Origin of the sequence: Pseudomonas fluorescens, assembly GCF_000802965.1 — a bacterium.
GTDB classification, from domain to species: Bacteria; Pseudomonadota; Gammaproteobacteria; order Pseudomonadales; family Pseudomonadaceae; genus Aquipseudomonas; species Aquipseudomonas fluorescens_A.
This window is the reverse complement of the sequence record NZ_JSAK01000038.1, coordinates 39,742-58,980: the sequence shown is the minus strand read 5'-3', so window position 1 is coordinate 58,980 and position 19,239 is coordinate 39,742. Positions and strand designations below refer to the sequence as shown.

At 52.7% G+C, this 19,239-nt stretch carries 18 protein-coding genes and 1 pseudogene; 6 read left to right on the top strand and 13 right to left on the bottom strand.

All coding sequences use genetic code 11. The annotated features are described in order from the left end of the window. Window positions 1–162 precede the first annotated feature (162 nt). A complete protein-coding gene (locus NL64_RS27125) occupies window positions 163–1,179 on the top strand; it encodes a succinylglutamate desuccinylase/aspartoacylase domain-containing protein (RefSeq protein WP_034151137.1) in 1,017 nt (338 codons plus the stop codon). Window positions 1,180–1,299: 120 nt separating this feature from the next. Further along, a complete protein-coding gene (locus NL64_RS27120; protein WP_034151136.1) occupies window positions 1,300–1,923 on the top strand; it encodes an NIPSNAP family protein in 624 nt (207 codons plus the stop codon). A gap of 1,929 nt (window positions 1,924–3,852) precedes the next feature. On the opposite strand, the gene NL64_RS27115 is transcribed toward NL64_RS27120, so the two are convergent. The 5 genes from NL64_RS27115 to NL64_RS27090 form a co-directional block, all read right to left on the bottom strand. Beyond that, window positions 3,853–4,311 (bottom strand): RES family NAD+ phosphorylase, encoded by a 459-nt coding sequence (locus NL64_RS27115; RefSeq protein ID WP_034151135.1) that lies wholly within the window; start codon window positions 4,309–4,311, stop codon window positions 3,853–3,855. Beyond that, window positions 4,311–4,787: a type II RES/Xre toxin-antitoxin system antitoxin gene (gene parS / locus NL64_RS27110; protein ID WP_034151134.1), complete on the bottom strand. Its 477-nt coding sequence runs from the start codon at window positions 4,785–4,787 to the stop codon at window positions 4,311–4,313. Before parS ends, NL64_RS27115 begins: the two co-directional genes overlap by 1 nt. Before the next feature lie 150 nt (window positions 4,788–4,937). Next, window positions 4,938–5,873 carry a DNA-binding protein gene (locus NL64_RS27105; protein ID WP_253277120.1) on the bottom strand — a complete coding sequence of 312 codons (936 nt, stop codon included), beginning with the start codon at window positions 5,871–5,873 and terminating at the stop codon, window positions 4,938–4,940. 541 nt (window positions 5,874–6,414) lie between these two features. Then, entirely contained in the window at window positions 6,415–6,642 is a 228-nt protein-coding gene (locus NL64_RS27095; protein ID WP_034151131.1) for a type II toxin-antitoxin system Phd/YefM family antitoxin, read from the bottom strand. A 477-nt stretch (window positions 6,643–7,119) separates the two neighbouring features. Continuing rightward, window positions 7,120–7,647 (bottom strand): hypothetical protein, encoded by a 528-nt coding sequence (locus NL64_RS27090; protein ID WP_253277119.1) that lies wholly within the window; start codon window positions 7,645–7,647, stop codon window positions 7,120–7,122. Between the two features lie 84 nt (window positions 7,648–7,731). On the opposite strand from NL64_RS27090, the gene NL64_RS27085 reads away from it, so the two are divergent. After that, window positions 7,732–8,022, top strand: coding sequence for a helix-turn-helix domain-containing protein (locus tag NL64_RS27085; protein WP_034151130.1), 291 nt, complete (start codon window positions 7,732–7,734; stop codon window positions 8,020–8,022). 109 nt (window positions 8,023–8,131) lie between these two features. Further along, entirely contained in the window at window positions 8,132–8,581 is a 450-nt protein-coding gene (locus NL64_RS27080; RefSeq protein ID WP_034151129.1) for an antitoxin Xre/MbcA/ParS toxin-binding domain-containing protein, read from the top strand. A gap of 315 nt (window positions 8,582–8,896) precedes the next feature. Here NL64_RS27080 and NL64_RS27075 read toward each other — a convergent pair whose 3' ends face one another. Continuing rightward, window positions 8,897–9,652 carry a hypothetical protein gene (locus NL64_RS27075; protein ID WP_155292795.1) on the bottom strand — a complete coding sequence of 252 codons (756 nt, stop codon included), beginning with the start codon at window positions 9,650–9,652 and terminating at the stop codon, window positions 8,897–8,899. 652 nt (window positions 9,653–10,304) lie between these two features. On the opposite strand from NL64_RS27075, the gene NL64_RS27065 reads away from it, so the two are divergent. Next, complete coding sequence (locus tag NL64_RS27065) at window positions 10,305–10,637, top strand: hypothetical protein (protein ID WP_034151127.1); 333 nt, start codon at window positions 10,305–10,307, stop codon at window positions 10,635–10,637. A gap of 76 nt (window positions 10,638–10,713) precedes the next feature. Here the strand turns inward: NL64_RS27065 and NL64_RS27060 are convergent, their stop codons facing one another. The 6 genes from NL64_RS27060 to NL64_RS27030 form a co-directional block, all read right to left on the bottom strand. Continuing rightward, complete coding sequence (locus tag NL64_RS27060; protein WP_034151126.1) at window positions 10,714–11,949, bottom strand: Zn-dependent hydrolase; 1,236 nt, start codon at window positions 11,947–11,949, stop codon at window positions 10,714–10,716. Then, entirely contained in the window at window positions 11,946–12,437 is a 492-nt protein-coding gene (locus NL64_RS27055; protein ID WP_034151125.1) for an L-2-amino-thiazoline-4-carboxylic acid hydrolase, read from the bottom strand. The genes NL64_RS27060 and NL64_RS27055 overlap by 4 nt, the downstream gene beginning before the upstream one ends. A gap of 52 nt (window positions 12,438–12,489) precedes the next feature. Further along, window positions 12,490–12,807: an ABC transporter substrate-binding protein gene (locus NL64_RS27050; RefSeq protein ID WP_301281653.1), complete on the bottom strand. Its 318-nt coding sequence runs from the start codon at window positions 12,805–12,807 to the stop codon at window positions 12,490–12,492. A gap of 259 nt (window positions 12,808–13,066) precedes the next feature. Continuing rightward, the gene (locus NL64_RS27045; RefSeq protein WP_034151123.1) at window positions 13,067–13,288 is read right to left on the bottom strand and encodes a hypothetical protein; all 222 of its coding nucleotides are present in this window, start codon (window positions 13,286–13,288) and stop codon (window positions 13,067–13,069) included. Continuing rightward, window positions 13,288–14,715 (bottom strand): cytochrome-c oxidase, cbb3-type subunit I, encoded by a 1,428-nt coding sequence (gene ccoN, locus NL64_RS27040; RefSeq protein ID WP_034151122.1) that lies wholly within the window; start codon window positions 14,713–14,715, stop codon window positions 13,288–13,290. Before ccoN ends, NL64_RS27045 begins: the two co-directional genes overlap by 1 nt. A gap of 1,585 nt (window positions 14,716–16,300) precedes the next feature. Then, the gene (locus NL64_RS27030; RefSeq protein ID WP_034151120.1) at window positions 16,301–17,167 is read right to left on the bottom strand and encodes a LysR family transcriptional regulator; all 867 of its coding nucleotides are present in this window, start codon (window positions 17,165–17,167) and stop codon (window positions 16,301–16,303) included. A 103-nt stretch (window positions 17,168–17,270) separates the two neighbouring features. On the opposite strand from NL64_RS27030, the gene NL64_RS27025 reads away from it, so the two are divergent. Continuing rightward, complete coding sequence (locus NL64_RS27025; protein ID WP_034151119.1) at window positions 17,271–18,815, top strand: MFS transporter; 1,545 nt, start codon at window positions 17,271–17,273, stop codon at window positions 18,813–18,815. Window positions 18,816–18,868: 53 nt separating this feature from the next. Here the strand turns inward: NL64_RS27025 and NL64_RS27020 are convergent. Further along, window positions 18,869–19,060 (bottom strand): annotated as a pseudogene (locus tag NL64_RS27020) (response regulator); the annotation flags it as partial. Window positions 19,061–19,239 lie beyond the last annotated feature (179 nt).

Sequence of the window (19,239 nt, the reverse complement as noted above, 5' to 3'; positions counted from 1 at the left end):
GCGGCGCTCATCCGGTTCGGCGCGGCGGTTTTTCGGGGCATTGCTTGTCACAGGCGTTTCCTTGGCTGCGGTTCCACGTTGGCGAGCTTAGTTGAACAGATGTTCAATCTCCAGTCTCGACAGCGACGACGTTTTTAACGCTCATGAAGGGAGGGGAAGCAGATGGCGCAGGATGTTTCGTTCAACGTTCGTAATAACAACGGCGATTCGGTGCAGGTCGGTGCCTGGCGTTTCGAAGGCGATGCTCGCGGGCCGAACGTGCATTTGCAGGCGGGGGTGCATGCCGATGAGATCGCCGGGATGCTGGTCCTGCATCTATTAATGCAGCGTCTTCAGGTGGCTGAGGCTGAGGGTCGACTCAACGGCAGTGTGACCGTGGTACCGCAGGCGAATCCATTGGGCATCGGCCAGTTTCGCCAGGGGCGGATCCTTGGGCGTTACCACGATGCGACCGGGCACAATTTCAACCGTGGCTTCGACCAGTCCGCCGCAATGGTGCGACCTTCAACCAACGTTCAGCAATGGCAAAAAAGCCTGGTGCAACTGGCGGCTCCCGCAGATGTGATGCTCGACCTGCACACCGATGACGAAGCACTGCCATATGTTTATGTGCATCGCAGCTTTTGGCCCCGTGGGCGCGAACTGGCCGCGGCGATGAAAATGGACGTGGCAATCATCTGGGACGACGGCGGTGACGGCTCGTTCGAAGAAACCATCATCGCGCCGTGGCTTCGCGACGGCGCGACCGAGCAACGCATGGCAGCGACCCTGGAGCTTAGAGGGCAGGGCGACGTCAACGATCGGTTCGCCGAACAGGATGCCGAAGGACTGTATGCCTGGCTGTGCCGCTATGGCGTCATCAACGAGGCGCGGTCGCTGGCAGACTGGCCTGTCGAAGCGGTGGAGATGGGCCACATGGAGACCATTCTCGCGCCGCAGCCCGGCGTGCTGATCTTTGAAAAAGAACTCGGTGATGTCGTCGAAGAAGGACAACGCTTCGCACGGATTCTGCGCCGGCCGGGTGACCCGTCATCTGAAGTGGTGCTGCATGCCGAGCAAACCGGGCGACTGGTCACGCGGTATCGGGATCGATTGATCTCCCAAGGCATGGGCGTGGCGAAGTTTACCGGCAGTCGTTTGTCGCGTAACTGGAGCGGTGGTTTGCTCGACCCGAACTAAAACGCAGCCATAAAGAAACTACCTAGCGCGATGGTGATCGCTTGAATAGCTCGCGGCTCGACGCTGCCATAGGCTTCAAGCTACGAAGCCTATGTTGGCTGAAAACAGCCGGAGTCACTCATGCGGTTTTTTGAAATGATCACCTTCACCGTGCGGGTTCGCACTGTTGCGCAGGCATTGGCACGCATCGAGAAAGCCCTGGCCGCGCCAGAGGTCGGAGGCGAGCTGATGGGCTGCTGGGCCTCGGAAATCGGCCAGTTGAATCAGATTGCGCTGTTGCGTGGTTATGCTGATGAAGTCCAGCGGCAAGCGGAGCGCGAGCGCTTCCTGCTGGGTGGCGAAGCATTCGGCATCAACGAGTTCATTACTGACCTGCGGATTGAGAACTACAGTTTGTTTCCGTTCCTCAAGCCCTTGAGCGCCGGCAAACTCGGACCGTTCTACGAGATGCGTGTTTACGACCTGGTCAGCGCAGGGTTGCAACCGACGCTCGATGGTTGGGCCAAGGCGATAGAAGCGCGAACAGCCGAGCAGTACTCACCGGTTTACGCGGCGTTTTATGCCACTGACGGAGCGTTGCCGCGTTACCTCCACATCTGGCCGTGGGCAACCCTGGAGCAGCGATTGGAAGTGCGAACCCAAGCGGTAATGGATGGCGTCTGGCCTCCGGAAAACTCCGGTCCGCAACTGTGTGACATGCGATCGACGATCTATTTGCCTGCGGGATTTTCGCCATTGCAGTGATTTTTTGACTGACGGGAAGGGTGTGGAAGGACATTTTATAGATGCTAACATTATAACTACGCTAAATGACTGTTTAGTTGAGTTGTAGGTTTCGAGTTACCAATTTGCACCTTGAAGAGACCTAAAGTTCCGGTTTGCAAGCGATGGTATCGCTAAAGCGCACGTTATCACCAGCATGGAACTCACAGCTAAGAGCTTTCTTGCTGGCTTCAAAGGCGTCGATCTCTAGCATCCTGTAAACCTGTTTTTTGATCTGTTAACTACAGTGGTTAACAAGTCAAAAAACAGGTTTACAACGCTAACCGCACTTCTGGGCCTACGTGATGAGGCCGGACGTGTGGATGCGGTTTTGGGGCGGGGACAGGCCGAGGACCAGCGCACGTTACTGAGCTTTTCAACAAACCAAATTCTGGAGCAGCTCCCAGGGAAGCTAGTGGCCGCAGAAGCTCTACGGCCTATCGGCATGTAAATCAGCCGGACTGTTCATTTCCGCGAATGGCAGCCCTTGAAATCCGTGCACCAACTCCATGCTGAACGCTGTAGATTTCACACAGCGTCGTGCTAGTAGGTGGACGCTGCAATACCAGTAATACCGTAAACGAACAAGCTGTCTCCAAAAAAATTACTCAAATCAAACGAATAGGCGAATTCGTATACGGTGCACGATCAGCCGATCAAGGGTGACATATCTGGATTCGCTGCTCATGACGTAAAATCGGGCAAGATAGCGGCCGCAAAGGCCTCGCCAGAGCCTGTAGCGCGCAGATGATTGCCGGACAGGTGATCTGTAAGCAAATCCGTGAACGTGAGGCGAAAGGCATGATTTACACGATTACTTCCCATTTTTTTACACGATTACTTCTGAGAACTGCTGTTGCACAGATTGAAAACCACCTCGGCAGAGCCCGCCATTGATTATATCGCGCTACGTGTAATGTATATTATGTTAAACCAGATGTGTAAAAGCTGTTTAGCTGTTCTTGTGTGACTCTCTAGCTCTCCGAACTAGTTCTGTGAATTTTTGCGAACTAATTTGTAGATTTTCGACCGATGCTTCAAAGGCTAATTTTTAGTTCTCGCGGTGCGCCCACAGAAAGCACGCCGAAGGAGATCTTTAAATAAAACTGGAAGGAAGTTGAAGCCTTACAACCCCGCGGAATTGAACTTTTTGCCCCCAAATCGCCTTTGGACATCCTGTTGTGAAGGTAAACTTGATACTCCCGCGTGGATTGGTATGTAAATATGAAATTTTTTGGATTCGCTCCTACCTTTCGGCCGTACAGTAGCCCTGCATCGTAGCTTGCGAATCGCTAGATGTCGGAACTCCTGCAGTACAGAGATGGTTGCTAGTCGTCATACGCCGGCAACCAGCCGTCCTTTATATCTTTCAGAACGCCCGTTGCTTGCTGCTCTGGACTTTGATTTTGGTTCGAGAACCGCTTCTCGATCTGCAGCGCTTCGATGCCGATTTCAAATTTTTCTTAACTAGGTTGGCCGCTCTAGAACAAGCATGTCTGAGATTTTTAGCGAGGGTTCCTCACATATTTATTCATTTAATCTCAGAATGTAGTCTCGACCTTTTTTGGCGAATATTGCATAGCTAGAACTGGAGAGTTCTTGTTTAGAAGGCCGACTGAAATAGCTGAACCTTTCAGACCTCTCAGGTAATCACTCGTACATCGTCGGGTCAACAACCCAACACCATGGGTGTCCTTACAGGTATGACCGGTCCCCTCCCCCAGTCAGTCTCTGGCCATGGCCATGATGCAACCCGAAGAAAAAATCAGCCCGATACAAGCGCCTGGTTCCAGCGAACGGGATGCGGCGATGTGTATTGCGAAAAACGTTGATCTGACGCGAGGCGTTGAACCGTTACACCTTGCGCCCCATCAGTCATTGAAGTGATTGCCTAGCGATTTCAGAACAGTTTTATTTGAACATGCGTGGGTCGTACATGAAGTCAAACACATCCACCACCTTGATCTCCTTGACGGCCGGGTGACTGGGATTGATTACGACATTGCGCTCCAGCACCATCACAGCGGAAGGCACGATCAATCCCAGGTGGGTGTTCGCCTTTAACCAATAGGTTCCGAAATCCATGCTAGGCCGGTCAGCAGGGAGACTTGCCCAACCCTCTGGCAAGGTTTTCGGATCAGGCTCCAAATAAAGCGTTGGATCAGCAGGCAGTTCGAAACAGGTGATCTTCATCGGGAACGTGGGCTCGCCCCCGGCATGTACGAAGGTTTCCAAGCAGCAAATCGCAGGTGTCAGCCCCATGTAAACGGCTGCTACATCCTGATCACTCCACCTCCCGCCTTCGATTGCCGCGCCCATTCCTGACAGATCGTTCGCACGTTTAGCCTTCGCGATTCGCCACGCCTTCATCAGGCAGCGCCTCCCCACTCAAGCGCATGAAGGACACGGCGGACTTGTTTGGCGCCTATCTCAGTTTCGCAGAGCATAATCGGCGCGCTTCCACCGAGCGCTTTATTGGCCGTCGACATCCAATGAGCAGCATTCTCTTGGCTTTCAAAAACCTCTTCGGCCAGGTGACTGACTGTAGCAATCCGATCCAGGCGTTCAGACGCAACGGGATCAAGATTCTTTTGCTCACGCCGCCGTCTTTCGAGCGTGGAGATGGATGCATTTAGCAGCGTCTCAACGTTACGCTCTTGAAGATCGAAGGTCAGACGAATGGCGTGCACTAGATGGGCAGGAAACCCTTCCTTGATCTGGTGAATACGTTCAGAGTCCTTGAGTGAGTCCCGACCGTAACTAAAATGCCAAAATGCAGCGATCCCCATTTCGCGAGAGTCATCTTTCTTTTTGGCTGGCAACTGGGCAGTTGTTGGAGCGACCATCAGCAGTTCCTCCAAATGAATTAATTTTTATGTCAAATGAACTATATGGTATCTGTTTGCTCAGCGGTACTACCACTGAGCAGCAATATGGCGCTAGTCCAGCGTCGACGGGTGGCGTACCTGGCAACATGTCCCGACCTACTGATTCAGTTAATGCTGGAGCTGCATGAGCTCTGCGGAGGACTCCTTCAACTGGCTCTTCACTTGGGCCAGTTCGGCAGATGACAGCTTAATCACCGCTTCAAGCCGTTTGGCTGAGTCAGCGAGTTGCTCCCGCAACATCTCCCTGACCCCCTCCTCCTTGGCGACCGCAGTTTTCATGGCGTTGAGTTCGCCCGTCAGGCGCTGCATGGAATCTTCCTGCTCCAACATGGCTTTGCTCTGCTGCCGTGCTTCAATCAGTAAGCGTTCGTTATCCCGGTTCAAGTGTGTGAGCTCATCCTGCTTGAGCATGAGCGTTTGCTGGAGCTGGCGCAGCTCAACCTGAAGTTGCTGCACCTGGCCCTTGTGCCGGCGCTGCTCCTGCTCACGCTGTTCCTTGAAGGCGCTGCGGTAGTGCTCAAGTGCATCCCGCGCGTGCACGTGCTTTTCCTCCAAGGATCGAATTCGCTCATCCTTCTCCTGGACGCGCAGCTCCAAGGCACTGCAGTTCTGACTGAGATGTGCATTGCGGGTGATCTCGGCTTGCAGGATGGTCTGGCTGGTCTGTAACTCGGCCGTCTGTACCTCCAGCGCGCTGCCCTCGCTTTCATATTGACGTCGCAGCGCCGTAAGCTCTAATTGCGACGATTCGAGCTGCACTTCCAGCTCGGCGCGTTTTTGATCGTACGTCTCCTTCGCTTGGCTGGCGGCGGCTCCCGATTCCTCCATCATCCGGTCCAGCATGCGCGACATGAAGTGCTGCAATTCGGCGCTGAAGCGCTCGCGTGGCTCCAGTACAGGGCCTGAAAGCTCCTCGATCTCCTTCAAATACCGACTGATCGTGGTTCGGGACCCGGTGTTTCCCAGCTCGACCCGTACGGCGTCGATACTGGGGTGTTGGCCGCGGGCGAGGATCGCGCTGCGCGCATCCTTGACTACAGTCATGTTTATTCCGACGCGTCCCATATCTTTCCCCTCCTACCCCGCACCGACAGAAATCTTGAACTATTGGTCATTTTAAAGTCTCCAGAATCCGACCAAGGCAAAAATGTGGACTTTTCGTCGCAACAGCGCGGAATTCATGTGATTTCCCATGGATGCATCCCAAAGTAGACTTTTAGTCGTGAGATTGTCGACTTCGTGCTGCTTTGCTGCTCCAATTTCCATTTGGTAGAAATGTGACGTCATTTCCGTCTGGCTAAAGGGGCGCCTGTGGGGTGCGGTAGGAATGGCAGTGCCTACCACCATCCGCACTGGTCCGTACGTGCGGAACTACCGCATACGTCTCCTACCCCAGGTACGTGACGCGAAGCGTTCCTCTGGGTAAGGGGGGACTGGGCACCTAAAAGCGAGTTAGCAGCCCAAAGCGTGACCATTGAAGCAGGTGACGTTGGGTGTGACGCGTGAGCCCTTGCCGCCAAAGCCGAAATACAGCGTCTTTAAACCCATTAAGACGACTTAGGTTTCTTGGCACTGCGTAGGAGCTCTACTTCCCACCCTCAAACAGATTAGCAATGCCATTATCTAGCGCATCCGATGCTTCGGCATTAAATTCAACATCCGATAGCATGTCGCGCCGTTTAACATTCGTTACAGGAGAAAGCTTGGCTACAGGTATGCCACCATCGGTGAAGATGATTGTTTCCCCGCCCACCACCGCATCGATGAGTGTAGAAAAATACAATTTGGCAGCTTGTATATCGTGAGTCTGCATTCCGTTATCTCCCCCCTGCCTTTTCTGGCCTTACACGTCTATCACCGCCGCAATAAGCGCTGCCTGATCGGCAAGTCAGAACTCAATCATCTTGAGGTGCGGCGGGGTTCGAACCGCCCGCGAGATGCCCTGTTGGCTCGTACTCAGCTCCGAACTGTAATGCGGCATCAAGAAATCTGTTTGCTACATTGTTTGATCTGCTTGCGCTTATTCGTTGAGCTTCGGCCTCAAATTTAGCCTTCAAGAACCACTTGGATGTACTGACTTTACGCCTTCCTTTCATGACAGCTCTCTCGTGGATGCTGTGAGTTACGGATGCTCCTTCCACCGCACTCATTGTGGCTTATTGCTAGCAATCGTGAAGTATTTAGTCATCGCACCGAATATCGACTCGCGTAGATTTTCTTGACCGTCGAGGAATACCTCTTTCCCCTACTTCATAAAAGTTGAGTTATGTCACAGCTTCAAACCCGAACATTACTCAGAATCTTCCGCTTCGTCAGGTAGATTTACAGCATTGACCAACCGAGTGATGACGATGGATAGCCACGTTTGATGGGCGACAAGTTCCGAGTCGACGTTGCCACCCGCGTTGGACGTTTCGTAGAGTGACCTCCAGTCAAGAATATCCGCTGGGTCGACTTGGGCGTTGTCCCGGAACACTGCTTGTGATGCAAGTCGATATGCGTATGTATCCAAAGAAACCTCCCCCCTCCCCCTGAGCTTGACCCGAGCAAAATCAAACACATTCTCGGCGACCCATCGTGAAGAGCCATTGAGTTTTGGAGGAATCGCTAATAGGACGCCAACGATGGCCTTATCTGACTCAGGTCGATCGATTTCGTTGAAGAGATCAACCAATTTTTGGCCTGACAGGCATTTTTCCATCTCGATGCCCTGCTCCGGCTGAGCAATGTTCGCCACCGCGACAATCAGCATGGTTGAAGGGCTGTCCTCGTCACCCGTCGTAGATAACTGACTGGCGCTAATCTGTAGTGCGGGCATAAACCCCTCCCAAAATGAACACTATAGATTGTAGCTCTATAGAGTTCAAAAAGGCTTCATCGTTCCTTTTGTGAGTGAAACAAAATGGAACTGAGGGAAGCGTTCGCTATTGCGTTACGTAACACGCGTCTTCGTCGCGGTTTGACCCAAGAAGATTTTGGAATCGTCAGCAGCAGGACATATCTCAGCACCCTTGAACGTGGCCTTAAAAATGTCACGCTGGAGAAGGCATCGGAGCTTGCAGGTAGAATGGGAGTACACCCGCTTACCCTCCTACTTGAGAGTTTTTTGCTGCTTGAGCCTGATACAGATTTAGACTCATTGCTTGAACGGATCCGACAAGAGTCCACTTCGGGCCAGTCCCGCGACTCGTAGATTGGGGTCGGTAACGGAGCTCTCGAAGGTGTGGCCGACAAACATACAGCCCCAAGCTGATGCCTTAGCCAAATGCTATGTTGCAAAGGTCGAACCCAGAAGGTGACCCATGTTTGCTGAAGTCATGCTCGATAGTGCTTATCGAACCTACCGGATCCGACTGGAGGTGCTGCTCAATATACCTGCGAGCGCTTCAGATCAAGACATCCACAATCTGATCGTGGCGGGTTTCTCGGCCGACACCATCAAGACTCTTTGCGACCTTGGCACCCTCAACCCGACAGCGCGAAATCAGATCATTGCACTCAAAACTCTCAAAGCGAGGTTGGCACGCGGACAACGATTGACGCAGAACGAGAGCGATCGACTGTTTCGCATCGTTCACATCATAGCTATGTCCGAAGCGATCTTCGGAGATGAAGTGAAGGCTAAGCGATGGCTGTTAAAACCCAAAGATTGTTTTTTTGGAAAAAGCCCAATTGCAATGCTTTCCACCACCCACGGCGCTCGCCAAGTTGAGCAGGTGCTGATTCAGATAATAGAGGGAATGGCATTTTGATCCGGTAATGTTGACGTTGAATTGACCAGTGTGCTGAGCACAAGTGAACGACCGCCAAATCAGCAAAACTCCAGCACAGGCAAAAATCCGCGAGGGATAAGGCTGAGCCAGTACCAGTTCGGTAACTGGGTCAATTCGGAATGGGCCCCAACACCAAAGCAGCGATTAACAACTCAAGACCTGTAATCGGTCGCGGTAGGGACGGCAGTTACCTCCCGCCCCGCACAGATCCATACGTGCGGAACTACCGCATACGGTTCCTGCCTCGGATAGATGGCTTCTCCGGATGCCTACCATCTTCGAAAAGGCGGACGATCAAGATCGAATGCCACTGAATATCCAACATGATTGCTTGTCAGGTGTAACTCGGTGCCTAGGGTGTTTGGGGTTGATGACTAAGCCATGGGTAATGCCAGCTACCTCGTCCTTTGCTGCTTCAATAACCCGCTGCGGATCTGTGACTAGCAGGTCTTGTGGTCGCTTGCCTCCAAGCAGGCTGCTCACTGAGGCAAACCAGTAAGCCAGGCCCCAACTGCTCTTCTTGGTTGCCAAGATGTTGATGACTTCCCGCATCGCTGGTAGCGGGCGATACGCTGCGTCCTTGTCGAGCCCGTAGACTGGGAAGTAATCGCTACCGTTGTGTCGGATCGCGAATAAGCGATTGTCTCGTTTCCATTTGTTGGGGCCCGAGCTTGGGTTGTTTGTCGTGAATTCGCCCAGTTTGGCGATATCTGAAGCAGTCACCCAGTCGCCACTCTCCAACACCGCCTTCTTGGCCTTGGCGAGCATCTGAGCCTCGCGCATCAGATTGGAACTGACCGGGACCTTTGGCAAAAATAGGGATACGATCTGATCGATGGTTTCTAGACCTGCCTTCTGCATGTTCTGGGAGAACACATGGGCCAACATCTCAATTGATTTACCTAGGGCATCCAAGGTTTCGGGCGTTACGCTCTCCACGATGATCACAACCGCTTGTTCATCGGCATGGGCGTTAATGCGTGCAGAGATCGCCTTCAAGTCGCCAGTGAGGACGGGGCGAATGTCGAATTTCTCAGCTTTAATTGCCATTTGTCCTCCGAAAAGGCGAGGTATGATATCTATTAGATACATAATCAATCTATCCCTTCTTGGAAAAACTGGCCAATACGGCACCGCTTCATGCGACCACTGGCTTCGATTCGCCAGCACGCTTCTTGAAGTACCAAAACAGACCACCGATTTCAGGTGAGTCCGTCGTTTTTAAGGTCATTCCGTTAGCCTTCGGTAAAGGTATCTGGCCCGAAGTCGGGAATTGGTGCAACAGCCTATAGCTTCCTTTACCCCATTTCGGCGTTTCGATTACCGGAGAGCGCAAACGCGTCGACGAAGCAATCGCGAGAAGATAGCGAGTAAATGCGATTAGAGCTCGATGTTGGAAACAATGTCAGGAATGCACCTGGAGATGAAGAAATCGACATTGTCTTGCAGGATCTCTCGTCGCTCAAAACGCGACTGATAGCCCCCCCCCGGAAAGCTGAAGTTGGTGGTGAAGACCACGCTGGCGTACTCGTACTGCTTGGACAGCAGGTGAAATAACAGGGCACCACCTATGTCCAAACAACCTTGAATACATTAATGTTCACCAGTGAGTGGCGAATAGCCATCATCTGTACCCTATTCATTCGTAGTTAGATCCGAAAGCCGGTCCTCTTAGCCTTTTTGCATCTGACAAGGTGCAGTTATGTTTCCCCCTGAAAGCATTCTTACAATCCTAGGTTCTCTTTTCATCGGCCTATGCTGTGGCATCACAAACCGCTATCTGTTGAACCTGGTTCTGAGCACTATTCTTGCCTTGATAGTCGAGTCCTATGCTGCGAGTCATACTCTGTTCTATAGCTTCGGTGATCATCTCTTCAAACATCTGATGATCGCGCTTATTTTATCCAGTTTCGTTTTTGGGGTGCTTCGTTTTTTGGCAAATATCAAAACCTCTGAAAAAATCAGCGGTGATACCCACGGCGCTCACCAAGTTGAGCAGAAGCTGATTCAGTTAATAGTGGGAATGGCATTTTGATCCGGTGGTTTGCCGCTCCATTCACGACTGCACAATCGGATGAATACTCCCCTCCCCTCAAATCAGTGGGCAGCTGTCAAACGTCCGCTTTGGCTAATACCGCCTGCAATAAAACATTGGCCCCCGCGGTCGACCAATGAGGATGGATTTCTTCCGCCTCGTTGTGGCTCAAGCCATCCACACAGGGTATAAAAATCATTGCGGTCGGTGCTACACGGCTCAAATAGCAGGCGTCATGGCCCGCCCCTGAAATCATCGACCGATGGCTATACCCCAACGCCTCGGCGGACGCGCGTACAACCTCCACGCAGTTTTTATCGAACGCAATCGGCGCGTATTGGAAAATTTCCCTGACGCTGTGCTGCAGTCCAATCTGCTCGGCAATACGCACCACTGCGTCATACAGTTGCTGATCCTGGTGCGCCAACACCTCTTCATCCGGATGACGAAACTCCACACTAAAAAATACGCGTCCTGGCACCACATTGCGCGAGTTGGGAAAAATATTTGCCATGCCCACTGTGGCACGCCCTTCGGCGCCATGCTCTAGCCCCAGCTGATTGACAGCCTCCACCACTCGGGCGAAACCCAGCAGCGCATCTAGGCGATGATCCATCGGCGTGGTGCCAGCGTGAGCGCTGCGCCCGGTCAATTCCACCTCGTACCAACGCTGGCCCTGCGCACCCGTGACGACACCGATAGTAATGTCCTGAGCTTCTAGTATGGGACCCTGTTCGATGTGCAATTCAAACGACGCGTGCACTGACTGGCCTCCCACCGGATGAGACCCGGCATAGCCGATATGCTGTAAAGCCTGGCCAATACTGACGCCTGACTTGTCCTCTCTGGAGAGCCCAAACTTTAGATCAAACACCCCGGCATACACTCCCGAGGAAATCATCGCAGGCGCAAAGCGCGAGCCCTCCTCGTTAGTCCAGTTGACCACTTCGATGGGCCGGTCAGTTTTGATCCCGAGGTCATTCAGGGTACGCAGTACTTCCAGTCCGGCAAGCACACCGTATATGCCGTCGTACTTGCCACCAGCGGGTTGAGAGTCCCCGTGGGAGCCGACCAACACTGGGGCCAGATGATCTTGGAGTCCAGGACGCCGAGCAAAAATATTGCCCATGGCGTCGATACGAATAATACATCCAGCCGCCTCGCACCATTGCACAAACAAGTCACGCCCTCGGCGATCCTCGTCGGTCAATGCCAACCGCGATACGCCACCCTTCTCAGTACCGCCGATCTGGGCCATTTCCATTAGAGAGCTCCATAGGCGCTCGCCATTGACCCGCGCGAGATCGCTCATGAATTTGACTCCTGTGGCTTGGCCCGATAACGGAAGTCGCAACTAGGTGCGCCACTCATGATGGTCTGAGTGCGAGTCAACTCGATATCAGGGTTGTAGCCGACAATAAACAGTTCGTCGCGGTTACATGAAAGCAAGTGGCCGATTTCTGCTAGCCCCATATCGTGGTACATCTCGGCGTATCGGCAACGCTTGACGTCATAATCATAGTTTTGCGCATCACTGGCGATGATCTCAACCTTCAGCGCATCGTCCTTTTCCCACAACACTTGAAGCTCGACAAAGCTTTTTAAGTCGGCCCCCTTTTCTTCAAGCGCGGCGAAATGCTTGCCGGCCTGGATTGCAGCATTTCCTACCGCCTCCCCAATCACAGCAGCAGCGAAGGCCTTGCCCTGCTCACGCACCAGTATCTCGTAAATCGGCTTGATGATTTCGGCTTCGATACGCCGACGGGCAAGAATGCCCAACTCCCCTTCCAGCTTGCTCATTGTGTGCCTCCGAGGCCAGGCGAATTTCCACGCGCCCAGCGTTTAATTAAGGTTACTTAACACCTGCCACACTTACCGGCTGCCATTGGTTAGCCTTGACCTGATAAACAGTGAACGACGGCAGCTTCAAATTACCTTCGGCATCAAACTCGATGATGCCGGTCACGCCTAAGTAGCTGATGGAGGGAAGCACTGGGAGATATTTTTGCGGGTCGGTGGCGCCCGCTTTTTCAATAGCCGCTACCAGCACACCGACACCGTCGTAAGCAAACGGGGCATGCAACTCGATATTGGTCTTGAAGCGTTCTCTGTAGTCCTGCTCGAACGCTTTGCCACTAGGCATTTGCGAAATCGCCACGCCCGGCTCCAAGGTAATGACGCCCCTTCATCCCACCAACAGCATGGACTGCAAACTTTCATTGCCAAAATGACTGCACTCGATCATCTCAGCATCGTTTGGCATCGTCTGGTTACCTCGTCATCGCATCGATCAATTGTTCTTTGAAAAGATCAGTTGAAAGATGAAAAGAACGTAATGGAGTACGTTGTGAAGCTGTTACCAACGGTGAGGCTTTATGCTCTATATTTGGGGGTTCGCCGAGTGAGGGGCGTCAGTCACCCTCCCCCATTTACATATCCAGATTTATCCACCCCGGCTTGGGTTCTTCCGGTGCCACTGCATTAATGGACTTGCCAGTAGCTTCTTCAACTCGCCGCGCCATTTCTGGATCGTCTGCGAAAGGAATCAGACTGGCCTCATCGAAGCTTTTCGACGTGTACCCCTTCAAACAGTACTCGACGCCGAGCCAAAGGCTCACGGCACAGAGAATATCCAGTGCGATTTCGATCATCAGGCTATCTGCGCCTCCCGCTCGGCCATTGCCACATCGGCCACCCGAACCGTACGCCACACGTTGTACGCCATCAGCAACATGCCGCAGAGGAAGAACGCGCCACCGACAAACCGCACCACAAACCCTGGATGGCTGGCTTGCAGGGCTTCGACAAAGGAGTAGGTCAGCGTACCGTCGTCGTTGATCGCGCGCCACATCAAACCTTGTGTGATGCCATTGACCCATAACGAAGCGATGTACAACACCGTGCCGATGGTCGCCAGCCAGAAGTGCAAATTGATCAATGAAGTGCTGTACATCTCCTGGCGACCGAAGATTTTCGGCACCATGTGGTAGGTCGCACCGAAAGTGATCATCGCCACCCAGCCGAGGGCCCCAGCGTGAACGTGACCAATTGTCCAGTCGGTGTAGTGGGAAAGTGCGTTGACGGTCTTGATGGCCATCATCGGCCCTTCAAAGGTGGACATACCGTAGAAGGCCAGCGACAACACCAGAAAGCGCAGGATCGGGTCAGTGCGCAATTTATGCCAGGCGCCAGAGAGCGTCATCATCCCGTTAATCATCCCGCCCCAACTCGGTGCCAGCAGAATGATCGACATCGCCATGCCCAAGGATTGAGCCCAGTCCGGCAGTGCGGTGTAATGCAGGTGATGAGGGCCTGCCCAGATGTACAGGGTAATTAGCGCCCAGAAATGCACAATCGACAGTCGATAGGAATACACCGGCCGGTTAGCTTGCCTAGGCACGAAGTAGTACATCATCCCGAGGAACCCGGTGGTCAGGAAGAACCCCACCGCGTTGTGCCCGTACCACCACTGCACCATGGCGTCGGTTGCTCCGGAGTACACCGGATAGGACTTGAACCAGTCCACCGGGATTGCCAGGTGGTTGACAACATGGAGCATGGCGATAACCACGATGAACGCGCCAAAGAACCAGTTGCCAACGTAGATATGCTTGGTCTTGCGTTGCACCACGGTGGTGAAAAACACAATGCCGTACGCGACCCAGACCACCGTCATCCACACGGCGCCGGAGAACTCGATCTCGGCGTATTCCTTGGTCGTGGTGTAGCCCAGCGGCAGGGTAATCAGCATGATTACGATTACAGACTGCCATGCCCAAAAGGTGAACGCGGCGAGTTTGTCCGAGCATAGCCGCACTTGGCAGGTACGCTGCACAGTGTAGTAGCTGGCGGCGAATTGCGCGCTACCGGCAAAACCGAAAATAACCAGGCTGGTGTGTAATGGTCGTAGCCGACCGAACGTTGTCCATGGCAGGTCAAGGTTCATTTGCGGCCACACCAGTTGCGAGGCGATCCACACCCCCATGGCCATGCCCACGACACCCCAGATAATGGTTGCCACGACGAATTGGCGGACGACCTTGTAGTTATAGGGTTGTCCGATTGTTGCTGTGATCATGGGCAGTGCTTCCATGGTTGCTATGTCTTGCCACACCTTTTGGTATGACATTCGATGCACTTTAGAAACCCATGCACAAACAAAACAGATTCAGGCAAATCTCATTTATGCAGATCAGATTGGGCGGCGATTCGAATCCATGCGCCTAATGAAAGTTGAATACCCCCCCGCACCCATTCCAAAACATGACGACTCAAAGCGTTCAGCACCTAGCACCAGGAATGTGATTTCACTGGTATTGAGTTTCAAATGTCCGCTTAAACTGAGGTCGAACTACTCGTCAATTTCATACCGGTAAGACTGTTCCTTATCCGCGCTTGAAAAGATTCAATAGCTCGCCTCTGTAATTTGCTAATGAAAGTCACCTTGATTGATTTTTATACCTCGCTCAAGAATGGAAGGCACTTTTTCACGGGATAATTTCAGAAGGGCGGACTCACCACCAACTGGCCCAGATCGACCCTATATATACCCAACAAAAAATGTGGGCTCGCGAATCCCTGTTAGGCTCCTTCCCAATCGGTTTTCTAATGACAATCCTTATATTCTTGAAACCACTTTAGTGCTCGAGACAAATTTCCACGCAGAAATAGATGCAATCGTATTATTCCCAGGTCGCGACTTTTTGGTTTTTCGAAGTAAAGACTCTAGAAATTTATCAGGCCCTATGTTCGTGAGGATAGCAGTGAGCTGCTAACCAAAACGCTAAAGCAGCTGTACCGAGGTACTGGCGCGACATATTTTGGCGAAACTCAAAATCCCTTTGACATTCGTAGAACTTGGAGTACCTACCCGAATAGTAACGTGGATTTCCTCAGATCGGATACGCTCAATCCATGAAATTACTGCAGTCACATCAAATGAAAGCTGGGAGGTGATCTCCTCCCTAAAACCCAACGGTAGTAACGCATCGACTTTCAGCTTCAGACAGCCTAAAAATACCCGGTCATTGTTTTACTCATGACTGGAAAAGATCGACCCTCGAGTTAAAATTCATGGGATCTTCCAAATAGAGAAGATACCCTAGAAAAGGAGAGGGCACGTGTGTTGACGATGGGATCTCGTTGTTTATTTCCGGCATACAATACGATGGAACAAATCTATCCATAGCTCCGCTTAGCAACAAGGTTCTGGTGCGAACATTAAAAAGGTCAAGGCGCAGATCTATATCAACTATCTGCATAATGATGTGCTCAGCATCCATGGCATTGACAGTGGCCAAGAACTCCTGTGCTATATTGGTATTCGCCTCTAGCCCCATGATGTCTATAAGTGCTCGCGCCCACATAGTTACGCCTTTCACGTCAGACAACATATTGTATTAATTGACTCTGATATCGCGATTTACTTTTAAAAAATAAGCCAAAAACATTAACCACCTCTAATCTACGAACACCGCTCTGTATGCCACATAGGCAGACGCTTCTTAAATTCAATTATCCATCAGTGACAAAACAACATCTCGACTCTGAAAAAAGTGAAGATTTTTTTCCTTCGGAGACATCGTCTCCAAGTAGGTGTTTACCGCTGCCGACGCAATAGTTACCGTAGACACCTCCCAGACGCTCTCTCGCAAACATTGCTCTCAGCCATTCTTCAACCGCTCAATGTAACGCACTACTGCCGGAGACTTCTCGAACCGCCGATGAACCAACGCCAACCACGACGATGCATCGCAATCCTTTAGCTGCCGATAAACGACGTTTGGCAAACTCACGCTGCCGACTACTGATTCGGGCACCACCGCAACGCCCTGCCCGAGAGAAACCAAGGCAATCACTGCCACCAAGCTACCCGGTTGTGCTCCAAGTTTTGGCACGAAACCTCCTTGGCCAGCAACCTGCAAGGTACCGACCACTTGTTCAGGCAGAATGAAATTTTCGTTTTGCAAATGCATGCAGGCGATAACAGGCAAACGGTTGAGCCATGAGTCGTCCGGAAGCGCCAAAACAAAACCTTCGGTACTCAAGCGAAGAGCTTCGATACCTTCGGGTAAAGTCATTGGACAGCGGATATAACCCAGATCGAAACGCCCCTCGATGATCATCATCGGGAGGCTTGCCATAGGGCTTTCTCGCACGTTGAGACTGACATCAGGGTGATCACCAACAAATTCCTGCACCTGTTTTTGCAGCAACCCTGAATACACTGCCGAGGCAACATAACCGAGCTCTATGTGACCAATGTCGCCACGACTAGCGCGTCGAGCGTTGCGTTGCGCAGACTCGAACTGGCGAACGGTAGACTCAGCCTCGACCAGCAGAGTTGAGCCAGCCTCAGTCAGGCTCACATCTCGGGCTTGTCGTAGAAACAAGCGCGCACCTAGCTCAGCTTCCATGTCTTGAATCTGCCGCGTCAGAGTCGGAGGTGCAATGCCCAACTGCTCAGCAGCCCGGGTGAAGTTACGATGGCGGGCGACAGCGAGAAAGTAGCGGAAATGGCGGATTTCCATTGTTGGATTAGCTCAAAGGTAATGAAGTGGTATGGCGCACCTAATCAAGAGGCAGCGAGTCAGGGATAAGCTACAACTTTCGTTACAGTAGAGAACCCTCACCATGCCCGTCAAACCTAGCGTAAGTCCACGCCAGACCTTGCTAACTGCTTCGGCCGTGTGCTCACTGATCGTGCTAGATACCAACATCGTCGCCGTTACCTTGCCCAGCATCGCTCGAGACTTTGGGGCGAGTTTTACTGACATTGAATGGGTGGTGAGCGCTTACATGCTGGCGTTTGCGGCATTATTGCTGCCAGCCGGCAGTCTGGCCGACCGCTTTGGTCGTCAGAAGACCTTAATGTGGGGCTTGAGTATTTTTATTCTCGCCTCATTGGGATGCGGTGCCGCACCGTCCGTTCTGCTGCTTGATATTGCGCGCGCCATCAAAGGCGTAGGTGCCGCGTTGCTGCTCACCTCAGCACTTGCGTCCATTGGTCATACATTTCACGACGAAGCCGAGCGGGCAAAGGCCTGGGCATTTTGGGGCGGTTGCATGGGGCTGGCGATGACCGCCGCGCCAACCCTAGGTGGCATAATCACCCAGTACATCGGCTGGCGCTGGATCTTCTATCTCAATCTGCCAGTAGGTTTGCTTTTGATGTATTGGGTCTGGGTCGCAATACCGGAATCGAGCGATGCAAAATCAGCGCGGCTTGACCCTTGGGGCAGTATGGCCTTTAGCGCCAGTTTGCTGTTCCTGATTTGGGGTTTAATCGAAGCCAACCGGGTCGGCTGGAGTAACCCAATCACCTATGCTCGCTTGGGGGGCGGGGCACTGCTGATGGGACTGTTCGTAGTGATCGAACGCGTGCAGCAGCGGCCGATGATAGACCTCCAATTATTCAGGCACCCTCGTTTTATTGGGGCTTTGCTGGGAATGTTTGCTTACGCGGGATGCGCCCAAGTAATGATGACGTGGCTGCCCTTCTACTTACAAAATGGCCTGGGCTTCAGCGCCATTTTCGCAGGATTGGGCATGCTGCCCTTTGCCATCACCATGCTGGTATTTCCTCGAATCGGCGCCAGATTGGCGGGGCGCTTGACCCCTGCCACCATGATGGCCGTCGGGCTAACTCTTGTAGGCTGTGGCAACTTGCTCAGCGGCTGGGCCGTGCACGGTGGCAGTTATCTTCCCTTTGCTTTGGCAATTGCAGTGACCGGTGCTGGCGCTGGCTTGCTCAACGGTGACTCACAGAAAAACATCATGGCCTGCGTGCCCCGTGAACGCACGGGAATGGCATCCGGGATGAGTACCACCATGCGTTTCAGTGCTGTGATGCTAGCCATCGGAGTGTATGGCGCCCTCCTCGCCAGCCAAACCAACCAACTGTTGCAGGTCTCCCTGTCCGCATCACCCTTTGCGTTGGTCGAACAATCCGAGGACATTGCATCGCGAGTCGTTGCCGGTGACATGACTGCTGCCCTTAGCCTGTTACCCGAAGAGGCGCGTCCGCTGATTGAACCGCTGGCTAGAGAAGCGTTCGTTGGCGGATTCAGTCGGCTTTTGTGGGTCGCTGGATTGCTTGCCCTGCTGGGGGCATACGCCGTCGGCACACTGATGCGCAATCCCATCCCCGGGTTTAAGCCCGACCTAGTACTTAAATGACGTATTCACCAGTTCAGCATTCTCATAGAGAGTGATGCCTTCGGGCGATGCATCAGCAACTCCTGAAAGTCCAGGCCACTGCTACCCTTGAGCCGCACATCTAAAACCAGGCAACTGACCGTATCCGGACGATTAAACTGCATGAAATCCGCGACGCAGGAAAACAGTTCGACCCGGAACCCGATTGAGCGCATCAGGCTACCCAACGCTTCTCGTAAAGGCCCATCGTCATCGACGATAAACACGAAAAGTTCAAAGTCAGTAGAGGGGGGGCTGGTTTCTTTGCAGGCTCATGCCATATTCCGTAGAAGGGTTTGTCCTGAATCACCTAGAATTGCTGTAGCGAGTAGTGGCAAGGGCAAACAAAATCGAGATGCTGGCACACTGTTAAGAAACGGTACTGGCCGTATGAAACGGGCGTAGA